At 71.2% G+C, this 20,084-nt stretch carries 17 protein-coding genes; 13 read left to right on the top strand and 4 right to left on the bottom strand.

From position 1 onward, the window contains the following. The first annotated feature begins 73 nt into the window (after positions 1–73). The 7 genes from VFW71_04385 to VFW71_04355 all read left to right on the top strand — a co-directional run bounded on the left by VFW71_04385 (position 74) and on the right by VFW71_04355 (position 5,535). Positions 74–1,399: an FAD-dependent oxidoreductase gene (locus tag VFW71_04385; protein ID HEU5001998.1), complete on the top strand. Its 1,326-nt coding sequence runs from the start codon at positions 74–76 to the stop codon at positions 1,397–1,399. After that, positions 1,399–1,668: a hypothetical protein gene (locus tag VFW71_04380; GenBank protein ID HEU5001997.1), complete on the top strand. Its 270-nt coding sequence runs from the start codon at positions 1,399–1,401 to the stop codon at positions 1,666–1,668. The genes VFW71_04385 and VFW71_04380 overlap by 1 nt, the downstream gene beginning before the upstream one ends. A 63-nt stretch (positions 1,669–1,731) precedes the next feature. Next, positions 1,732–2,217, top strand: a complete 486-nt coding sequence (locus VFW71_04375; protein HEU5001996.1) for an MSMEG_0572/Sll0783 family nitrogen starvation response protein — start codon at positions 1,732–1,734, stop codon at positions 2,215–2,217. Positions 2,218–2,226: 9 nt separating this feature from the next. Next, complete coding sequence (locus tag VFW71_04370; protein ID HEU5001995.1) at positions 2,227–2,901, top strand: hypothetical protein; 675 nt, start codon at positions 2,227–2,229, stop codon at positions 2,899–2,901. A 75-nt stretch (positions 2,902–2,976) separates the two neighbouring features. Then, positions 2,977–3,837 carry an amidohydrolase family protein gene (locus VFW71_04365; GenBank protein ID HEU5001994.1) on the top strand — a complete coding sequence of 287 codons (861 nt, stop codon included), beginning with the start codon at positions 2,977–2,979 and terminating at the stop codon, positions 3,835–3,837. Beyond that, entirely contained in the window at positions 3,821–4,990 is a 1,170-nt protein-coding gene (locus VFW71_04360) for an MSMEG_0568 family radical SAM protein (GenBank protein ID HEU5001993.1), read from the top strand. The genes VFW71_04365 and VFW71_04360 overlap by 17 nt, the downstream gene beginning before the upstream one ends. Further along, positions 4,987–5,535: an MSMEG_0567/Sll0786 family nitrogen starvation N-acetyltransferase gene (locus tag VFW71_04355; GenBank protein HEU5001992.1), complete on the top strand. Its 549-nt coding sequence runs from the start codon at positions 4,987–4,989 to the stop codon at positions 5,533–5,535. The genes VFW71_04360 and VFW71_04355 overlap by 4 nt, the downstream gene beginning before the upstream one ends. A 6-nt stretch (positions 5,536–5,541) precedes the next feature. Here the strand turns inward: VFW71_04355 and VFW71_04350 are convergent, their stop codons facing one another. Then, a complete protein-coding gene (locus tag VFW71_04350; protein ID HEU5001991.1) occupies positions 5,542–6,504 on the bottom strand; it encodes an AIR synthase related protein in 963 nt (320 codons plus the stop codon). A 343-nt stretch (positions 6,505–6,847) separates the two neighbouring features. Between VFW71_04350 and VFW71_04345 the strand changes: the two genes are divergently transcribed. The 3 genes from VFW71_04345 (at position 6,848) to VFW71_04335 (ending at position 7,953) form a co-directional block, all read left to right on the top strand. Continuing rightward, positions 6,848–7,099, top strand: a complete 252-nt coding sequence (locus VFW71_04345; protein ID HEU5001990.1) for a hypothetical protein — start codon at positions 6,848–6,850, stop codon at positions 7,097–7,099. 112 nt (positions 7,100–7,211) lie between these two features. Then, the gene (locus tag VFW71_04340) at positions 7,212–7,421 is read left to right on the top strand and encodes a cold-shock protein (protein HEU5001989.1); all 210 of its coding nucleotides are present in this window, start codon (positions 7,212–7,214) and stop codon (positions 7,419–7,421) included. Between the two features lie 112 nt (positions 7,422–7,533). Next, the gene (locus VFW71_04335; GenBank protein ID HEU5001988.1) at positions 7,534–7,953 is read left to right on the top strand and encodes a tetratricopeptide repeat protein; all 420 of its coding nucleotides are present in this window, start codon (positions 7,534–7,536) and stop codon (positions 7,951–7,953) included. Positions 7,954–7,966: 13 nt separating this feature from the next. Here VFW71_04335 and VFW71_04330 read toward each other — a convergent pair whose 3' ends face one another. Further along, positions 7,967–8,947, bottom strand: a complete 981-nt coding sequence (locus tag VFW71_04330) for a mechanosensitive ion channel domain-containing protein (protein HEU5001987.1) — start codon at positions 8,945–8,947, stop codon at positions 7,967–7,969. Between the two features lie 269 nt (positions 8,948–9,216). Between VFW71_04330 and VFW71_04325 the strand changes: the two genes are divergently transcribed. From VFW71_04325 to VFW71_04315, 3 genes are read left to right on the top strand one after another with little or no spacing between them, the layout of a single operon-like run. Further along, entirely contained in the window at positions 9,217–13,107 is a 3,891-nt protein-coding gene (locus tag VFW71_04325) for a hypothetical protein (protein HEU5001986.1), read from the top strand. Continuing rightward, positions 12,996–13,748: a hypothetical protein gene (locus tag VFW71_04320; protein HEU5001985.1), complete on the top strand. Its 753-nt coding sequence runs from the start codon at positions 12,996–12,998 to the stop codon at positions 13,746–13,748. Before VFW71_04325 ends, VFW71_04320 begins: the two co-directional genes overlap by 112 nt. Positions 13,749–13,758: 10 nt before the next feature. Further along, positions 13,759–18,039 (top strand): hypothetical protein, encoded by a 4,281-nt coding sequence (locus VFW71_04315; GenBank protein HEU5001984.1) that lies wholly within the window; start codon positions 13,759–13,761, stop codon positions 18,037–18,039. An 85-nt stretch (positions 18,040–18,124) separates the two neighbouring features. Here the strand turns inward: VFW71_04315 and VFW71_04310 are convergent, their stop codons facing one another. Together VFW71_04310 and VFW71_04305 are read right to left on the bottom strand one after the other, a co-directional pair. Then, positions 18,125–19,174: a hypothetical protein gene (locus VFW71_04310; GenBank protein HEU5001983.1), complete on the bottom strand. Its 1,050-nt coding sequence runs from the start codon at positions 19,172–19,174 to the stop codon at positions 18,125–18,127. A 205-nt stretch (positions 19,175–19,379) separates the two neighbouring features. Beyond that, positions 19,380–19,958, bottom strand: a complete 579-nt coding sequence (locus VFW71_04305) for a dihydrofolate reductase family protein (GenBank protein ID HEU5001982.1) — start codon at positions 19,956–19,958, stop codon at positions 19,380–19,382. Positions 19,959–20,084: the final 126 nt, after the last annotated feature.

Below are 20,084 nucleotides of genomic sequence, written 5' to 3'. Positions count from 1 at the left end.
CATTCATCATAGTAAATTTCAGGTAACGAATCCACCCGAGAGGAGCCCGGTTACGGCTCTGCGGATCGTCGTCGTGGGGGGCGGGGCGGCTGGCATCGGTGCCGCCGGGGCCGCCAAGCAGGCGTCGCCTGACGCACGCGTCCAGGTGTTCACCGAGTTCGAGGATGTGGGCTACAGCCCGTGCGGGATCCCCTACGTGCACGGGCGGGAGATCGAGAGCTTCTCCGGCCTGATCCTGCAGGGCAAGGAGTTCTACGAGAAGGCGGGCATCGACGTCCGCTACGAGACCACCGTCGAGAGCCTCGATGTCGGGGCGGGCGAGGTGGTGCTGGCCGGGGGCGAGCGGGTGGGCTACGACGCCCTCATCGTCGCCACCGGGTTCACGTACGCCGACCCGGGCGTACCCGGCTCGCAGCTGGACGGCCTCCACTACGTCAAGAACATCCGGCGGGCCATGGAGTGGGACCCGATCCTGGACCAGGCCAAAAAGGCGGTGGTGGTGGAGGCCTCCCCGCTGGGCCTGGAGATGACCACGGCGCTGGCGCACCGCGGTCTGGAGACCCACCTGGTGGACGCCCACCCCTGGGCGCTGTCCGAGGTGGCGGACCCCGACATCGCGGCGCCGGTGCAGGCCTCCTGGGCCGAGATGGGGGTGCAGATGCACTTCAACACCCGGCTGGAGGCGTTCCTCGGATCCACGACGGTCACCGGCGTGCGCACGTCGGAGGGCGAGATCGAGGCCGACGTCGTGGTGGTGTGCACCCACAAGACGCCCAACAACGCACTCGCCCGGGCGGCCAGCATCGAGATCGGCTCCACCGGGGGCATCGTGGTGGACGAGCGCATGGCCACCTCGAGGGCGGGCGTCTTCGCCGCCGGCGACTGCATCGAGGTGCCCCAGGGGTCGACGATGCTGCCCCTGCAGGGCCTGTCGGGCAGCCACGCCTACTCGCAGGGGAAGGTGGCCGGGACCAACGCCGCCGGGGGGCAGCGGGCCTACGACCCGGTCTTCGTCCCCTGGGGGATGGTGGCCGGCAAGTGGATGATCGGCGGGGTGTCCTTCGGCGAGACCACCGCGGGCGCGCTCGGCATCCCGTTCCACATGGGCGTCGCCGAGGGGATCTCCCGGGCGCGCTACTACCCGGGCCTGCACAAGGTGCGGGTCAAGCTCCTGGCGGAGCCCGGGAGCCTGCGCCTGCTGGGCGCGCAGATGGTGGGCGGGGAGGGGATCAAGGAGCGGGCCGACTTCCTGGCGATGGCCGCCAAGAAGGGCATCACGCTGCGGGACCTGGCCACGATGGAGAACGTCTACTCGCCGCCCATCGGTGCCTTGAACGAGCCCATCGCGCTCGCCGCGCAGAACGGCCTGGCACGCCTCGCCCGTGGGCCGGGGTCGTAATGTCCTTCTCGGAATGGCTGCGCACCAATTCCCAGCACTACCTGCTGGAGGCCTCGGAGCGCGAGATGGCCAAGCGGTACCTGGGGACAGCGCCCCCCCTGCCCGGAGGCGGGGTGGGACCGCTGTTCTGGCGCCGGGTGTTCGTGCCCGCCTACCGGGTGGTGCCGTGGGCGTGGCGGCGATCGATGATGCAGCTGATGCCCGGCAGCCATCGCCGGCACTGGAGCTACCGGCCGTTGCGTGAGGGAAGGGGTACACCCGAGCCGTAAGACAAGAAAGGGGAAATTTTAGAGGGAGCCGGAAAGGAAGCCAAACGACAGAAGGGAGCGGATATGGCTGAGATAGTGGGACAACCAGCGAACCCGGGTGACGCCATTGTTGACTATGAGGACAAGGTGTTCCCCGATCACCAGGCCAACCCGGGCGAGCAGGCCTTCGTCTTCTTTCATTGCGTGCCATTCGAAAGCTCGGCGTCACTGGTCAACTTGTTGACCGCTACGCGGATCCGGCGCAAGGGCTTCGACACGAGCGTTGTCCTCTTCGGTCCGGGATCATTGATCGCCTCCCGCACCCGCGGCTACCCACACGTGGGCGACGAGGCGTTCCCCGGCAACCAGACCTACAACAAGCAGATCAAGACCTTCATGGATGAAGGAGGCAAGGTCTACGCCTGCCGGTTCTCCGCTGCCGCCCTCTACGGCATGCGTGAGGTCGACATGATCGAGGGCGTGAAGCCGATCAACCCTCGCGACGTCCTGGATGCCGCCATCACGGCCTGGCGCGCGGGCGCGCTGGTGCTGAACACCTGGAACGTGTAGCCGCGCGGGATGCCTGAGGATCTCGACGAGCTGGTCCGCCGCTGGAGCGAGGCTGAGCGGCGGCTGTACCCGGTCGTCCTGTCCGACCCTGCTGCCTACGAGCGGGGTGTGCGCGCGGCGAGCCTGCTGGCCGACGAGCTGAAGGAGGTCGTCGACCTCGAGTCCCTGCCCGATGCCTGGCCGGGGGCTGCCCGCCGCGCGGCACGCCAGCTCCAGCAGTTGGGCGGATCCGGCGACGCGGCCGTCGCCGAGTTGGTGGCTGGGGCGGCTTTCGCCATCCGCTATCGCGAGCTGGCGGCTGAGGCCAGAGCCGCCGAGATGGCTCGGCGGGTGGCGGACGCCGCTCGCCGCGGCGAGCGCTGGGTCGTCGTCGACCAGGTGGGCAGCCTCGACCTGGCCTGCTTCGGGCATTTCCGCCGGCTGGAGATGCACCTCCCGGGCGGCATGGGGATCTCCTCCTACACCGAGGAGCAGGTCGATACCGACACGCCCCGGCTCATCCTCGAGCGCGTGCCGCTGGACCCCACCAGCGGCAGGCCGCGGGGGGAGGCCGCCGAGCGCCGGGAGGCCGCTGATATGGCCGGATGGGAGGCGGCACATGCCGAACTCCGGGCGGTGATCGAGGGCGCCGGCGCCGGGCCGGCCGGCGCTCTTGACAGGGTTGGAAAGCCGGAGGGAGGATGAACTGTCAGTAGAAGAACATTTCCTATAGTTGTTTCAGGATGATTTCGTACTGGCTCGAGGATTCGGAGGAGTCGCATGGCCGATGAGCGGGTTGCCGGCCGGGTGATCGACGGGCACAGCCACCTGGGCGAGATGGCTGCCTGGAAGTTCTACGACCTCAAGGAGGCGGTCAAGCCTACGGTGTACGAGTTCGCCACTCCCCGGGACTACATCAAGCACCTGGACGCCTACGGGTGCGAGCGGGGGTTGGTGCTGCCCAACTACGGCATCCCGCGCCAGGAGCAGCCCTTCCTGTTGAACCCCCTCGTCTTGGATGCCGCCGCGTCGCACGACCGGATCCTGGGCGGGCTGTGGGTGTCGTTCCTGCCCCAGAACGCCGAGATGACCCGCGAGGCGCTCTCCTACGCCGGGGAGCCCGGGATCGTGGCGCTGAAGACCACGTTCCTCCTGGGAGGCAACCCGAACCCGGAGAATTGGGACGACGCCACCCGGGAGATCGCCGAGGCCTGCTTCGAGGCCGCCGAAGCCCACGACCTGGTGTTCCACTTCCACACCAGCCCGGGCGGGAACTCCGACATCTCCAACTTCATCCCCCTGGTGGAGCGCTACGGTCGCCGGGTCAAGATCTACCTGGTCCATTTCGGCGGCGGGGTCAGCGGCCACATCCGCCTGGTGCCCCGGTTCCTCGACTGGGTCGAGCAGGGCTTCAAGGTGTACACCGACACCACCTGGACCGTGGGCTTCGGGGTGCGCTGGCTGTTGACCGAGATCGAGAAGCGGGGCGTGGGCCACGACCGGGTACTGTTCGCCTCCGACGAGCCCTGGAGCGACTTCTGGGGGGAGTACTGGAAGGTCAACGGGGCACCAGTAGGGACGGAGCTCAAGGACCGGATCCTGCACCGCAACTTCGAAGAGCTCTATGGCACCCACCGCTGAACTCGGCAGGCTGATCGCCGAGCTGCAGAGCTACGGCGTCCAGATCGTGCGCGGCCCCACGCCTGCGGGGAGTGGGGTGCCGGCCCGGACCGGCGGGGCGGGGCCCTCGGATGCCGGCATGATCCGGGTCGAGGGCGTGCAGGTCACCTTCCCGTTCACGGCGGACTACGTCTCGGAGTCCCCCTTCCACCTGCAGGAGGAAGGCCCCGAGGGGGACGGCGGGAACCGGGGCTGGGGTGTCTACCGCGACGGCAGGCGCCTCGCCGGGGCCGAGGTGCCCTCACGCCCCCGCTTCTACGACCTGTCCACCGCGGACGGGATCCCCTACTGGAAGATCGCCCTGCTCCATTTGGACTCGTTGGCGTCCACCGTGATCCAGACCTGTGTCTACTGGGACACCGACGACCAGTGCCAGTTCTGCGGGATCGAGCTGTCGCTGGCCGCCGGGCGCACCATCCCGGTGAAGAAGCCCGAGCACCTCGCCGAGGTGGCGGTTGCCGCCCGCGACCTGGACGGCGCGGTGGACGTCACCCTGACCAGCGGGACCACCCGGGGGGCGGACAAGGGTGCCCGCTACCTGGGCCGCTGCGCCCGGGCGATCCGGGAGGCCAGCGGCCTGCCGGTGCAGGCTCAGTTCGAGCCGCCGGACGACCTGTCGGTCCTCGAGGAGATCAAGGAGCAAGGGGTGCGCTCAGTCGGCATCCACGTCGAGTCCTTCGACCCGGTGGTGCTGGCCCGGGTAGCGCCCGCCAAGGCACGGACCGGCGTCGAGGGGTACTTCCGTGCCTGGGAACGGGCGGTGGAGCTCTTCGGGCGGGGCCAGGTCTCCACCTACGTGATCCTTGGGATGGGGGAGGACCCGCAGGTCACCATCGAGGCCAGCCGGCGGGCAATCGACGCCGGCGTGTACCCATTCATCGTGCCGTTGCGGCCGGTGCCCGGGAGCCTGATGGGCTCCGAGCTGCCGCCCGATCCGGAGTACATGGAGTCGGTCTACCGGGCGGTCGGCCCCTACCTCGCCCAGCGGGGTCTCGCCTCCTGGCAGGTGCACGCCGGGTGCGCCCGGTGCGGGGCGTGCTCGGCGCTCAGCTCCTACGAAGGGGAGGAGCCAGGGCGGCCCGGCCGCCAGCTCCCGATCGTCACGGTGCGGTGACCCACCCGGCTGTCCTCTCGCCCTTCCTCCGGCCCGAGATCGCCGGGGAGGCGGTGCAGCGGGGCCTGGCGGTGACCTGCCGGCCGGTCACCAGCATCGAGGAGGTGGCGCTGCACTACGAGATCCGCCGGCGTGTGTTCGTGCTCGAGCAGGGGGTGTTCCCGTTCAGCGATCGCGACGTCCATGACGGTGCGCCTGGCACCGTGTGCGTCCTCGGCCTGTGCGGGGCCGTCGCTGGGGGGGCTGTACGCCTGTACCCGTTGGCCCCCGATGCTGCCGGCGGCGAAGAGGGGATCTGGAAGGGGGACCGGCTGGCCGTGCTGCCGCCTTTCCGTGCCGGGGCGGTCAAAGGGGGCATGGGCGGGCAACTGGTGCGCTTCGCCGTCCGCGCCGCGGGCGAGCGCGGAGGCCGGCGGATGGTGGCCCACATCCAGCCGGCGAACGTGATCTTCTTCGAACATCTCGGGTGGCGCACCGTCGGCGGCCTGGTCGACTACGCCGGGCTGCCGCACCAGCAGATGGCCATCGATCTCTCGCCCGGGTAGCGACCTCTACAGCGAGCCCCCCAGGCCGGTGACGCCCTGGCGGACATCCAGGATGGTCGCCTCCTCCGCCCCCCGCCGGATCCGCAGCAGCCCGGTGCCGTCCACCTCGCCGATCGCCTCGCAGGCCAGGTTCCGGGCGGCGAACGCCGCCCGGCAGGCGGGGACCCGGTCCGGGGCGCAGCACACCAGGAAGGCGAACGTCGGGAACAGCAGGCACCAGTGCTCGAGCGCCACGCCCGGCGGTGTGGGGATGCGGGTGACGTCCACGGTGGCCCCCGAACCGGTCGGCTCCAGCAGCATGGCCAGCGAGCCGAGGATGCCCGCCATCGAGACGTCCTTGGCCGCGACCGCCTCGCCCGACTCGGCGAGCGACGCCAGCACGCCGATGTCGTCGCCCAGCTCACCGCCCCGCTCGGTAAACGAAGAAAAAAGGGGGAACCCGGGCTCGAGGTGCCCGTCCAGGGCTGCCGCCAGCAGCACGGTCTGGCCGGGGGCGACATGGCGGGCGGCCAGGAGGCGGCGCGCCCGGCCGACCGCAAACGCAGAGACCGACAGGGACTCCTCGGCAACGGTCAGGTGGCCCCCGACCAGCGGCACGCCGTACACGCCGCAGGCCAGGCGCAGCCCGCGGAGGACCTCGGCACAGGCGTGCTCCGGACCGACGACGGTGTCCACCAGTGCCACCGGCCGTCCCCCCATGGCGGCGATGTCGTTCACGTTGGCGACCACCGCGGCGATGCCCGCCGCCGACGGGGAGAACGCGATCAAGTGCGGCGAGATCGCCTCCCCGGCGGCAAGGAGGAACCCCTCCCCGTCGGGAAGGGCAGCGGCGTCGTCACCGGGCTGGGAGAGCCAGTCGGTGCCCGGCAGGATCGAGCCCACCATCCGGAGCGCCGCCTTGCCGCGCAGACCCGGATGCGCCCGCACCCGGGCCGCGAACTCGGTGAGAGGCCCACTCCCGGCCAGCATGGCTGGGCAGTGTACGGTCCGAGGCGGGCGGGCCGGGGCCGTGCTCAGGAGCCGGTCACGGGTGTGATAGGCTCGGGCGAGTTGTATATTCGGTTGCCCGAAGCTTTCCCCGTCTGGACCCCGAATTGCAGCACGCTGCCGTGCCTGCGGCGCCAAGGGAGGAACCAGATATGTGTGGAAGCGCCGCCACGGTCTTTGCGGGCACGCTGCGCCGGGTCTGCGCACCGCAAACCGGCCTCGCTGACGCATCCGCTGCCGGGCACGCACCCATGCCTTGCCGGCCCACTCAGGCTGGGGCGGCAACCGGTGCTAGCAGTCCAGAAGCCAATCGTTGGGAGACGACATGCCAGAGATGATGCGGGAGCGGCTGTACCTCAAGGCACCGGACACCGAACGGCTCCGCAAGGGGTCGGCGGGACGGTTGCGCCACCTCCTGAACACGGGATGGCGGGAGACGCACCGCTCGTACACCACCAACTACGTGGCCGTGCTGCTGGAGCGGGAGGGCTCGGGGCCGCAGATGATCCGCCCACCCACCCCAGTCCAGCGACCGCCCAGCCAGGCCCCGGGGCGAGGCCCCCGCAGGCCCCGCTGACCGGGCAGGTGATGTCCGGGGTAGGATTTAATCTGGCTTAATTTCGGTAACAAAGCAGGTGCAGAGAAGCGCAGTTCTATTGTGGTTTCACAGAAAGTAGAGGGTGATTAGAATGACCGTTGGTACAGTGAAATGGTTCAACGCAACAAAGGGTTTCGGTTTTATCACGCCGGATGGCGGCGGCGAGGACGTGTTCGTTCACCAGTCGCAGATCCAGGTTCCGGGCTATCGTGAGGTCACGGAGGGCCAGCGCGTGTCCTTCGAGATCACGCAGGGCCAGAAGGGTCTGCAGGCCAGCGCGGTCACGCCCATCCAGTCATAACTCAACCGTTCCACGACACAAACCGGGCCCCCGGGAACCCCCCGGGGGCCTTGCGTATTTCTGAGCAGCACCCGCGGTGCATGCCACCCGCGGTCGAGCAAAAGGAGGCGCCATGCCGCACCAACCGCTGGATGCCGGGGACACCGCAGCCGCGGGCTCCGGGGAAGCCGCTGGGCGAGTCCGGGTCCTCCAAGGGCAGTCCGACCTCTTCGCCGCGGACCAGGAGTGGGGGGCGGCGGCCGAGGCCGTGAACCAGCAACTGCTTGAGATCGATCCCGAACGTACGGTTGCGATGACCCGTCTTGCCCGCTGCCTGCTCAACAAGGGCGAGATCAGCGCCGCCGAGGAACTCTATGCGCGGGTGATCACCCTGGAGCCGGGCAACATGATCGCCAAGAATTTCCTCCGCCGCGTAGGTCAGGCACGCGAGCAGCTGCTGGCTGAGGAGCGCCTGGCAGCCCGCGCCGCTCGCAAGCGCGCCCCCGCCAAGCGGGGGGCAGCCAAGGCGGATCCGGCCGAGTCGGGAGCCTGACGCTCGCCCGGGGTTACTGGGCCTCGGGGTCGGACGCCGCTGCGGCCGCCGCGCCGGCCACCGCATCCGTCACGCCGGGGGCCGCCCCGGAATCCGCATCCGCCGCCCCGTTCGCTCCCGCATTCGTTCCTCCGTTCGCCGTCGGCGGCTGGAACACCGTCACCTCCGAGGTCGAGGATCCGATCTCGACGCCCGCCTCCTGGAAGCGGGCGAGGATGCGCCGGGTCATGGCGTCCTGCACCGCCCGGGACGCCCGGACCGGGATGACGAAGCGCACGGAGAGCTGCGCGTAATTGCTGGTCGCCTGCACGAAGACCCGGGGTTGCACATCGGCCTTGGGGACCGGGTGGCGGCGGGCAACCCGCTGGATGGCCTGATCGGCGGCCTCGGTCGACGAGACCCGGCGGGCTTCGTCGAGGAGGATCTCCTCGGCCACGGTGTAGTCGCTCCGGTAGGCCACCGGGATGGTGATCTCCTCCCATACGAAGTCGAACATCGCCGAAAAGTTGTAGACCGGATTGGTGAACGTCGCCTTGTTGGAGATGGCGACGATGCGGCCGGTGGGCTGGCGGCCCTTGACCCAGGCATCCACGTCGGCGGGGTCGCCGATCTCCATGACCTTGGTCCGCAGCAGCGTGATATCGATCACGTCGCCCCGGACGCCTCCCATCTCGATGCGGTCGCCGATCTCGAAGATGCGCCCCGACACGATGTTGAACCAGCCGGCGAGCGCCCCGATCACCTCCTGCATGGCGAAGGCGATGCCGGCGGTGGCGAACCCGAGGATCTCGGCAGCCCGGCCGGCGAAGGCATGCCAGGTGGTGGCGAGGGCAATCAGGCTGAGGGCTCCGACGGTGTAGCGCACGAGCTTGCGGGCGTGGTACTGGGCGATCCGGTCGTTCAGGAAGCGCCCCACGGCGACCCCCGAGCTGAGGAAGATCACCGTGCCGACAGCCACGACGCCGATGCTGATCTCAAGCCGCGGGTCGATCATCCCGCCTCCTGTTCCATTTCGGGAACGCGCCGGGGGCACTGCTCACGTGGTCGTCTTGCCCGGGCGCGCCGGGAGGGAAACGCGGTGGCGCTGCTACCCCTGTAATACCCGGGGCCCCAGGAGCGTCCCGCGGGCGTCCTCTCGGCGCCCCACACCCCAGGCGTCTCGCCAAGTTTGACTGGATCCCGCAGAGCTCTTGACTGCGGATTCCCAGGATGTAGGGTGGCGAGCCATCGCGGCCCTGGGCGGGGGTGCGGAAGGCAGGAGCGATGGAACCGATCGACGGCGTAGCCGCACAGCCGATCAGGAACCTGGCCGGGCAGCTGGCGGGCATCCGGACCTCGCTCCCGGCGGCTGCCAGCCTGCAGCAGGTCTTCACGCCCATCCCGTTCCCGCTCCACTTCACACCGGTCACCACGCCCCTGGTCCGGGGCGGGACGACCATCGGCTATGTGGTGACCGGGGGCGGCCAGCAGGCCCCCACCTCGGCAAGCGTGACCCTCGCCAGCGGCACCCTGTGGTTCGACGCCTCGCTCCTCGGCCCCGCCTTCGCCTCGAGCACCGCCCTGGTGGGCGTCCCCTTCGCCCACGCCACCTTGAAGACGGCGGGAGCGGTCACCTTCGGTGCCGCCGGCATCACGCTGGACCCGGCGGCGACGCTCACCCTCTCGGTCACCTCCCGCAGCACGCCGCTGGCCGCGCCCGCGGGCGACGCCATCGGCAGGGACTTCCAGGGGGCCAAGCTCACCGCGTTCCCCGGCGCCACGGTGACGTTCGCTCCGGGGACGGGCGCCGGTTCGGCCACCGTGCTGCCCACCGGCCAGGCGACCGCTGCCCTGTACGGCCAGACCGTGGCCCTGGCACCGAAACCGGGCGCGGCCGCCGCCGAGCTGGATCTTCCCACCCCGTTCGCCGCCATCCCGTGCACGCCGTCGCCGGCGACCTTCGCCCCCACCGGGGCGGCGTCGGCCGAGTTCGGCCTGGGCGGCTCGGCGCCGGTGCTGACCGGTGGGCTGCTCTTCCCGGTGGTGGAGCTGGGCTCGGCCACGCCCGCCACCCTGCCCGAGCCCGCCGAGGCCTGGGCCGCCGCCTTCGGTGCCGGACCCGGGCTCACGGTGCAGCTGGCCGGGGTCGCGCACCCCACCCGGCTGGCCGGGGCGGTCATCGCCCTCACGCCCCAGCGCCTGGCCGGCCTCACGGCCCTCCAGGGTCGGGCTGCCCGGCGGTACCGCCTGTGGAGCAGTCCCGGCCACCCGCTGCTGGCCGCCAATGCGGCTTTCCCGGACCTTCCCCGCCCGCAGCCCGAGGTCACCCTCGACCTGCCCATCGGCGCCGCCATCGGCTTCAGCTTCACGCCCACCGCGGAGACCGTGCTGGCAGGCGGCCTCCTCAGCGCGGTCGTCGACCAGCCGGTGGCGGCGGACGGGAGCCGCATCGCCCTGGCCGGGCACGCCCTCGAACTGCGCACGCTGACGGCGGCGAAGACCACGGTCGACATCGGCTCCCCCTTGACGCCCAAGGCCGAGACCAGCATCGCCATCGACACGCCCAACGCCATCATCCCGGTGGGGACCCCCAACGGCTTCTTCGTCAACGGCACCCTGGTGCCGGGCAGCGGCCCGCCCACCCTGTCGGGCCGGGCGGAGGTCGTCTTCCCGGCCGAGGTCGTCATCCCGACGCTGCCACACCCCTACGCCGCCGCCTACCTGGCCAGTCCCCGCACCGAGCAGATCGTGGGCGTGGCCGCCCTGGTCACCTGGTCGGCCATCGGCCCCACCAGCCCCGCGGCCCTGAGCATTGCCCTGATCCGGCCCTCGGACCTGGCCGTGGGCCGGGTGTTCGCCGCCGCGGGCGGAGCCACCGCAGCGGGCTCCCCGGCGGCCACCGTGCCGGGCGCCAACCTGGTCGGAGCCCCGGCCCCGGCTCCGGGGCCTGATGCCACCCTCGCCAGCACCGAACGCGTCGGCGGCGTGGGCTTCGCCCTCCTCGATGTGTCGTCGTTCGGGAGCCAGTGGGGGGTGGCCGTCCTGGGGGCCGGGGTACCGCAGCTCAGCTTCCACGGCATCGAGCTGCAGGCCCCCAGCGCCGACACGATGGTGTTCACGGTTCCCGGCATCTCCTGGGAGCCGGTGGTGGACGGCACGCAGGCCTTCCCGCAGTGGTTCGACGCCTCCTCGCCCACCGACGGCACCCCGACGACGTTCCTGGTGTCCACGGGCACCGATGTGCCGCTGTTCCCGTTGCAGGTGCTGGACACCTACACCGGCCTGGCGGGCAAGGACCCGACGGCGGCCACCTTCACCCTGCCCTTCGGCATCACGGCCCGGTTGGTGGACGGCCCCGGCCGCCAGCCCGGCACCCCGGCGGCGGGTACCGGACCGGCAACCTACGCGGTGCCGAAGCTGCAGTTCCCGGAAGCCGGCATGGCCGGGGCGGCGGTGCTGTCGGTGCGGGCCACCGCCACCGACCCGGGGCCGCCCGCCTCGCCCCTGCTGGCGACGCCCACGCTGCCCGGGTCGGCGACGGTCGGGACCTTCTCGCCGACGCTGGCGGACAACTCCTACGGATCCCTGGTGATGGGGGCGACGCCGGCCCAGCTGGCACCGGCCGACTTCTTCAACCAGGCCTTCAATCCGGGCGGCAACCAGGGGGGCATCCCTGTCGGCCGCATCGACCTGTCCGGCTACGGCACGTCGATGTTCTCGGACTGGAGCTGGACCGATCCCAAGGTGGTGGGGGTGGTACGGGCAAACTTCGACGTCCTCCTCGGGCGCACCGCCCACGAGCTGGTGGAGTTCCAGACCTGGATCCTGCCGTGGTGCATCCGCATCCAGCGCACCGTGGTCTTCGACCGCTCCGACGGCGGCGAGGTCATCCGCCACGACACCGGCTGGGTGGCTGTCGGCGCGGGCGCCTTCGAGCTGCTCGACGCCTCGACCCTCATGGCCGCCCGGCCCGTGGTGAAGCTGGACGCCATCCACAACCTGACCTTCCCGGGGACCGCGGTGGTGACCTTCAACGGCCGCGAGTACGCCCCGGTGGTCTTCGACGCCACGGTCTTCCTGGACGCCGGCCTCAAGGTGGACGCCAACGGGAAGACCGGGCTGGGCGCCATCCCGGCCGGCGCCATCCAGGGCTGGGCCGTGAAGCCCGTCGTGCAACCGCCGCCCCCCGCTCCCCGGGTCCCGCCCGTACCGCCGTCCGCGGCCGACATCATCGGCATGCTCCAGCAGGTGCACCGGGTGGCGGGCACCACGGCGGGCATCGCCCGGGTGGGCGGGACCGGCCCGCAGCAGTTCACCATGACCCTCGCCTCCTTCGCCGCCGGGGTGACCAGCACGAACAACATGCTGCAGGTGGCCCTGTTCGGTGCCCCCCGCCTGCCCAAGGACGGCCAGTGGAGCGTGGCCCGCCGGGTCAGCACGGCCAAGGCCCCCACCGGTGTGCCGCAGGGGACCCCGGTCCCGCTGACCCGAGGCCTGCCGCCCGCCACGCCGCCCACCGGCGCCGAGACCTACCACCAGGGATGGCGGCTGCTCGACCCGGAGGACGCCCAGTCACCCGACGCCCCGGCCACCTTCTACAGCCTGCTGCAGGGCACGGGGACGGCCAAGACGCTCTTCGAGCACCCCCTGGTGGGCGACACCGGCCAGAAGATGGGGTTCGCCCACAAGCCCAGCCTGGCCGATGTCGGCGCGCTGCTGGGCGTCGGGGGCCTGTTCCCCGACCTGGGGTCCATCCTGCAGATCCCCGACCTGGACTCCGTGCCGCTGCAGGCCGACGGGTTCTCGAAAACCTACAGCTGGGACATCGACCAGCCCGACCGGACGTTGCTGGACCTGGGCATCGTCCACCTGGTGCTGTCGTACAAAGCCACCGACGGCGACGGCACCACCACGAAGGCCCACGCCATCTTGAAGCTGGACGCCACCCCGGGCGCCCCGAACTGGGCCATCTCGCTGACCAACATCAGCGTGCAGGCGGTGGTGGATGGGTTCGGCTCCACCCCCTCCTGCAGATCGGCGGCGGGTTCCAGGCGGGTTCCGGGATGCAGCCCGGCTTTGTCGGGCCACTGCCCGACCCGACCAGCCTGCCCGACAGCGCGGGCAACGCCCCCAACCCGCTGGCTGTGCTCTATGGCAGCGCCCTGTCGGCCGTGAAGGACCTGTTCTCGGGCCTCTCGGACCTGGCGAAGGACCTGGGCGGCGACGCCGACCTCGACGTGGGCTTCACCGGCAACCAGCTCAGCGTGCTGCAGAGCTTCACGCTGCCCACCATCCCGTTGGGCTTCGGCGACATCACCGACCTCGGCATCGACCTGGGCTTCACCGCAACCATCCCGACGGACGCCGCCTTCCACGTGGGCATCGGCTCCAAGGAGGAGCCGTTCCAGTGGACGGTCGACCCGCTGGCCGGGACGGGGGCCATCGTCCTCGGGGTCGACCACGGCGCCATCGATGTCTACATCGAGGCCGGCCTGGGGCTGGGGTTGGCCATCGACGTCGGCATCGCCTCGGGAAGCGCCTCGATTGTGGTGTCGATCAGCCTGGAGATCGCCAGCGCCGCCATCACCATCGGGCTGATGCTCACCGGCAAGGCCGAGGTGGACGTGCTCGGGGGCCTGGCATCGGCGTCGCTGACGCTCAGCGCCGCCCTCGACATCGCACTGGAGCCGGGTACCGATCCCACCCAGGCACTGCTCTCCGGCGACGTGGCGGTGGGGATCCACATCTCCATCTGCTGGATCATCAACATCGACTTCGACGGCTCGTGGGGCTTCTCCACGACGGTCAGTTTGTAGGAGGGACGCCGTGGCGAGCGCGCCGAACCTGGTGATGATGACCTTCCCCCAGCACTGGGACGGCACGGGGACGCTGACGCTCAACGTGCTGCTGATCCCCAGCGTGGACCCGGTTGCCGGGCCGCTGATCGCCGCCGCCCCGCCGCCCCCCTCCTTCGCCGCCGGCAAGCCCACATTCGCCGTCCACGTGCAGCCGACCGTGGCGGCCCTGCCCGGCGTCGCCGCGCCCGGGCTGTTCACCGTCACGCCCGGTGTCACCTCGCCGGCGGCGGACCCGGTGGCCACGTTCCACCTTCTGCAGACCTCGGTGGCCGCCACCGGCAAGACCATCGGGCCCCCGGCGGCCGCGGCGCCTGTCACGGCTCGGGTGCGCAAGGCGCTCCCGCCGTCGTACCTGGCCGCCGGTGGCGGCCCGCCCACCGGGGTGCTGACCACCACGGATGACGACTTTGGCTGCGAGGTGCGCAACGAACCCGCGGTGACCGGTCAGACGCCGCCCTCGACCATCTCCTGGGGCGAGATCATCTCCTACGCCTTGCGCCAGCCGGTCCTGGCCACGAAGCTCGGCATCCTCTACGGCCTCACGGTGACCCTGCCCGCCGGCCAGGCGGCGGCGCTGGCCGGGGGCGGGTGGGTCTTCGTGACCCTGGCCCCGGCGGACCCATGGGCGGTGGCCGGCGCCTCGGTGGCCGGATCGATCCGGGCCCACGCCGCCCGCATCCCACCGCTGGACGCCACTGCCCGGGCCGTGTTCGCCGCCCAGCAGTTCGTGGTGGACGGGGCATCCCCGCCCCCGGACCGCGCCTTCGCCGTGGCCGAGGAGTACGCCGACGGCTTCGCCAAGCTGGTGCACTGCTCGCAGCCCACCAACACCGACGCCGCGGTGGGCGACGGCTCCCTGGCCCCCGCCAGCGACCTTGGGATCCAGGTGGGATGGGACGACGAGCAGGTGGTCACCTGGCACAACGACCAGCTGTCGCTCCTGGACGCGCAGCGCGCAGGCAACCCGCAGCCCACCGCCCCGCTCGGCGTGCTGGGCTACCGGGTCGATGTGGCCGACGTGACCCCGGCCGCGCCCGGCGGGCCCCCCGCCGCCCCGGCCTGGCAGTCGCTCGAGAGCGTCACCACGCAGGTGGGATCGCTGGGCACCTTCACCGGGGAGCTGTCGATCGAGCCCGCTTCGACCCGGCCCAACAACCCGGCGGTGACCGACGCCTGGCTGCCCCGCTACTTCGCCAACTGGCGGGGCGGGTCGCTGTGCGAGCCGGACCACGTGCCCCTGGCACTGACCCGGGGCACCGCCGTGCCCCCGTCGTCCCGCACCGCCGTCGGCCTGACGACGCTGCTGTCCTACGGGCACCTCTACGCCTTCCGGGTCCGGCTCTCCGACCTGACCGGCGGCGGGCCGGACCCGGTTGACGCCCCGATCAACCCGCCGCCCAACGCCACGGCACTGCAGACGTTCCAGCGCATGGTGCCGCCCAAGGCGCCCATCGTGGTGCAGACCCCTGCCGGCCCGGCGACCGGGTCCGTGCTGGCGACGCCTACCGCGCTCACGATCAGCCGGCCCCTCATGGGCTACCCGGAGATTCTCTACACCGGACTGGGGTCCACGGCCGCCGCCCGCAGCACCATAGTGGGCGCCCTGGTGGACACCGCGGCCAGCCAGGTGGCGGCCATCCAGGCCGCCAACGCCGCGCACGCGGCCCATCCCGGCTCGCCGAAGCCGCCGGTGCCCACCGTCGTCGCCGGCCTGCCGGACCCCGACGTGGACGCCGTCGAGATCGAGGTGCTGGTGCGCCACCCACTGCACGACACCGGCGGTGCCACGTTCCAGTCCCTGTACCACGCCACCCGGACCCTGGAGGCCCTAACCGGGGCCGCTCCGCTGCAGACCGACCCCGGGACGACGGTGCCGGTCACCTATGTCGATGCCACCAACATCGAGGGCTGGGCCGCCGAGCAGGCCGCCTCCGGTCCGCTGCTGATCCCCCGGGGCCGCGACGTCCAGATCAAGATCCGGGCCCGGCTGCGGGCCGACACCACCGGCTACTTTGCCCCCGAGGCCACGCCCACGATGGCGGTCACCATCGGGGTGCGGGCCGAGCCGGTGAACGAGCCCGCCCTCCTGCAGCAGGCCGATGCCAACGAGCCGGTGACCGGGTACCTGTTCCGCCGGCCGGCAAATGTCGCCGCCCCCTCCCTGGTGGCCCAGCTGGCCGAACAGCTGGGGGTGGCCGCCAACGGGAACTCGCTCACCAGCCCGCCGGGCCAGCGGGTGGTCTTCGGGGCGTCGAAGGGGTTGCGGACCACCCTGTCGGCCGACTCCGAGACCCTGACCTTCGGGGCCACCAGCGACCTGCTCAAGCAGTGGGTGGTGGCCATCATGGTGGACCTGGAACGGGACTGGACCTGGGACGGCCTCGACGGTGCGGGTTTCATCGTGCTGCGGGGCGGCCCCACCGACACCGAGGCCTCGGTACCCCCGCCGGCCGCCGTGGGCGCCATCATGGTGCCCCGGGTGCTGGGCGCAGCAGCCACCACCAACCCCACAGTCGCCGCCCGGGGACGCACCCGGCTGGTGTTCCTGGATGCCGTCGATCCCCACGAGCCCAACACCGACTCGGCGTTCCCCGAGTCGCTTCAGCACCGTTGGTTCGTGAACCCGACCCTGACCCCGCCCGGGCCACCCCTGGACCCGGCGGACCCGGCAGCCCCGGCGCCCCTGGCGGGAACGACGGTGGTGCCACCCATCACCGGGGCGGACCTCGCCCGGGCACCGCTGGATCTCCGCCTGCCCATCGCCATCCCGCCCGCTCAGGTGCCCGCTATCGCCTCGGTGGGGATCGCCCTGACGCCGTACCAGATCGGGCCGGGCTACGCCTCGACGATCCAGCGCCAGCGGTCGCTGTGGGTGGAGCTGGTGGACCCGATCGACAACCAGGTGGGCGACGCCCTCTTCGCCCGGGTGCTGGCCCATGGCGCTGACCCCTTGCTGTATGACGCCCTGCCGTCGCTCACCGCCACCACCGGGGACCCCCCGCTGGCGCTCGACCCCGAGCTGGTGCGGGTGGTCGTGCCCTCGGATACCGACGACCGGGGCGGCATCAACGCCATGACCCAGCTGATCCCGTCGTCGACGTCGAACCGGCACTTCCTGCTGCCGCTGCCCCCGGGCGTGGCCGCCGACGATCCCGAGCTGTTCGGCTTCTACACCTACGAGCTGCGGGTGGGCCACGCCGGCCCGATCGGGGATCTCCGTTGGTGGTCCACCGCCAACGCCCGCTTCGGCACGCCCCTGCGGGTAGTGGGCGTCCAGCACCCCGCGCCGGCGTTGACCTGCCGGGCCGGGCGCTACACCTACCCGCCGGCGGTGCCGACGCCGTCGCTGATCTCCCAGCTCCGGGCCTCGGCGGTGTCGTTCCCGCTGGACGCCATCATCTCGGTGACCCCGCCGGCTGCTGGTCCGGCCGCTCCGGCGGCGCCCGCCGCCACCTCCTCGCCCGCGGTACGGGCGGCCGTCAACCCGGCCGCCTTGAGTGCCATTACCGCAGCCCAAGTGCGGCCGGTGACCTCAGTGGTACCCGGGTTGGCATCGGTGGCCAAGCCCCCCACGGTGGCTGCAGCCCAGCCCCCCGCGGCCAGCGCCACCCCGCTCGCACCGGTCGGGCCGATCGCTTTCAACCCCGGCATCATCGGCGGCCTGCAGGTCGTCCCGGCGCCGCCGAGCCTGGTTATCGCCACCGCCCCATATGCCACCCCGGTCCTCAACGGCACCCGGTTGGTGACGCCGTTGGACCCACCGAAGACCCAGATGTGGTTCTTCGTCTACGGCCAGGTGGTGCAGGCGGACGGCTTCTCGATGCGCAACGTGCTGCTCGCCACCTCGCTCGGTGTGTTCCTCCGTCCCGGCCGGGAAGGCCTGGGCGCCGAGGTGGCGGGCCTGCTGAAGAACTTCCTCGGGACCCGCACGCAACGGGACCGCATCGCCATGGGCGTGTGGACGCAGACCGAGCTGGCGACGCTTCTCAAGGCCATCCACCTCCCGGAGTCGACCGGGCTCAGCGTCCTTGCTGTCGAGCTGCTGCCGGGCGGCACGGGTCAGCCGACGCAGCCCCCGCCCCGCGAGTTCGCCCTGGCTGCCGCACCGGCGGCGTCGCAGGCGGCAGCCGGCCCGGCGCCGGGCACCGTCACCACAGAGGCGGCCTTCATCAGCCGCCCGCCGCCGACGTTCCCCTTCGGGCGGATCCTGCGTGCCTCCCCCCTGACCCCCATCGGGCCCCTGTGCTAACGAGGTTCGTTCGGAGATCGTTGAGGTCACTTTGCCCGCGTTTCGGCGGCGGATCGACCTCGTAGGCCGCCACCCCCGGGGGCGACTACGTCGCCGGCGTGAGGCTCTCCTCGGTGATCATCCACTGGGACTGGTACGTGTACCCGTGCGGGTCCACGATGTTCTGGGTCTCGTACTCCTGCACCGTCTCCGAGTACTTGAGGGACACCCACCACTTCATCTCGACGTCGCCGTGGGTGCTGGGACCCAGTAGCTTCAGGTGGGTGTCGACGACCCAGGTCTGCACCGGCTGCCCCCCGATCGTGAGCGTCTGGCGGTCGAGGACGGCGTTGGCGTAGTCGGCGTTGACGCCGCCGTTGGCATCGTCCCAGTGGCCGCTCCACGTCTTGCCGACTGCCAGCGGGAGCACGACCGCCGGGAAGGGCGGCGCCTCCCTGATCGCGACCGAGTTGTCGGTGCCCAGCACGCTGATGTCGGTGAGGAGGCGGCTGTTGGTGACCCCGCTGGCGCTCCCGTTCAGGTCCTCCTGCTCGCTGTGCTCGTTCGCAAAGACGTGGGTGATGTTCCAGGAGTTGGGCCCCAGCCGGGTGATGGTCCGCACCCCGGTGCGCGGGAGGTCCCGGGTGATGGGGACCAGGATCACAAACGTCTCGGTGGCCGGCGGCTCGCTGGAATCCCCGGTGCACTGTCCATCGGTGCGCCCGCACTGGAACCATTGGGTGACGCCGGGGGCGGGCGGGCCGAGGTAGGGGCAGTCCCACCCGGTGCACGCTGTGGGCGGGGGCGCGGGCGTGGCGGCGCTCGCCACCGCCGGGCGCGGAGTAGGGGCGGCCGCCGCCGCCGTGCTCGTGGCGGCCCCAGCGGCAGCTGGGCTCGACAAAGGCGTCGACAAGGGCGCCGGCGAAGGCGTCGGGTCGGCGGTGTCGGTTGCGATCGGCTCCGGGGCCGGAGAAGGGGAAGCCGCTCGAGCCCGGAACTGCTGCAGGGCCTGGGCGGCAGACGCAGCCGTGGTGGCATGGATGCGGCCGTAGCCGGCGACGCCGACCAGGGTGAGGGAGACCAGCAGGGCCGCGGCTTCACCCGCCGCGATGAGCTTGTGGGCCCCGATCCAGTGCCAGATCCCCGACGGTCTCACGAGAGGTCGCCGATCCCGCGCCCCAGTTCGCACCCGCCCAGCCTATGGCCCGCCGCTGTGACGAGAGGGGGCACTGGCCGAGGTGGGGCACAAAAGCCGTGCTCGGCACGGCTTTTGTTGCTTGCTTAGAAGTCTAACGATTCAACCATCTCTACCAGGGGCCGCCGGATCGAGTTTGCCAGCTTGACGGGTCGGGATGCCATGCTCAGGGATGCAGGGTGGGCCGGTAGATGAGCTCTTGGATGTGGCCGTCGAGCGTCCGGCTCTCGATCAGCTCGAGGTCGAAGTCGCCCGCACCCTGGAAGATCGGATCCGTGCCCGTCCGGCCGGTGATCACCGGGAAGACCGTCACCTGGACCAGGTCGACCAGTCCGGCGGCCATCAGCGCCCAGTTGAGCGACAAGCTGCCGTGGGAGCGCAACGGCACGCCGGATTCCTCCTTGAGCCGGGCGACGATGGCGACGGCGTCACCGGGCACGACGGTGGCGTCCGGCCAGTCGAGGGGACCCTCCAGCGTCGTCGACACCACCGTTGCGGGCATGCTCTTCATCCGGGCGACCCAGGGGTCACCCACCTCGGATCCGTCGGTGCTCGGCGCCAGCATCCGCAAGAATTGCCGAAACGTGTTGGCCCCGAAGACCATCCGTTGCTCCGAGTCGTACACCGCCAGCCGCCGGTCGAGCAGCTCGGGACCTTGCTTGCCCCAGTAGCCGCCCCAGTTGCCGGTGTGGGAACCGTAGCCGTCGAGGCTGGAGAAGACGTCGAAGGTGTAGGTAGCGGTCATGTTTTCCTCCTCGCCAACGGTGATAAGGGTTGTCTAGACAGACGGGAAATCTCGGCGAAACTCATTGCCATCCATGGTGCGGCGACGGGCCGGGCGCCGTAGCTGTAGGGTCGGTGCTGGAGGGTC

This window comes from Actinomycetota bacterium (assembly GCA_035765775.1).
In the GTDB taxonomy this organism is placed as follows: domain Bacteria; phylum Actinomycetota; class CADDZG01; order JAHWKV01; family JAOPZY01; genus DASTWV01.
The sequence above is the reverse complement of the archived record's forward strand: the minus strand, read 5'-3'. Positions and strand labels throughout refer to the sequence as shown.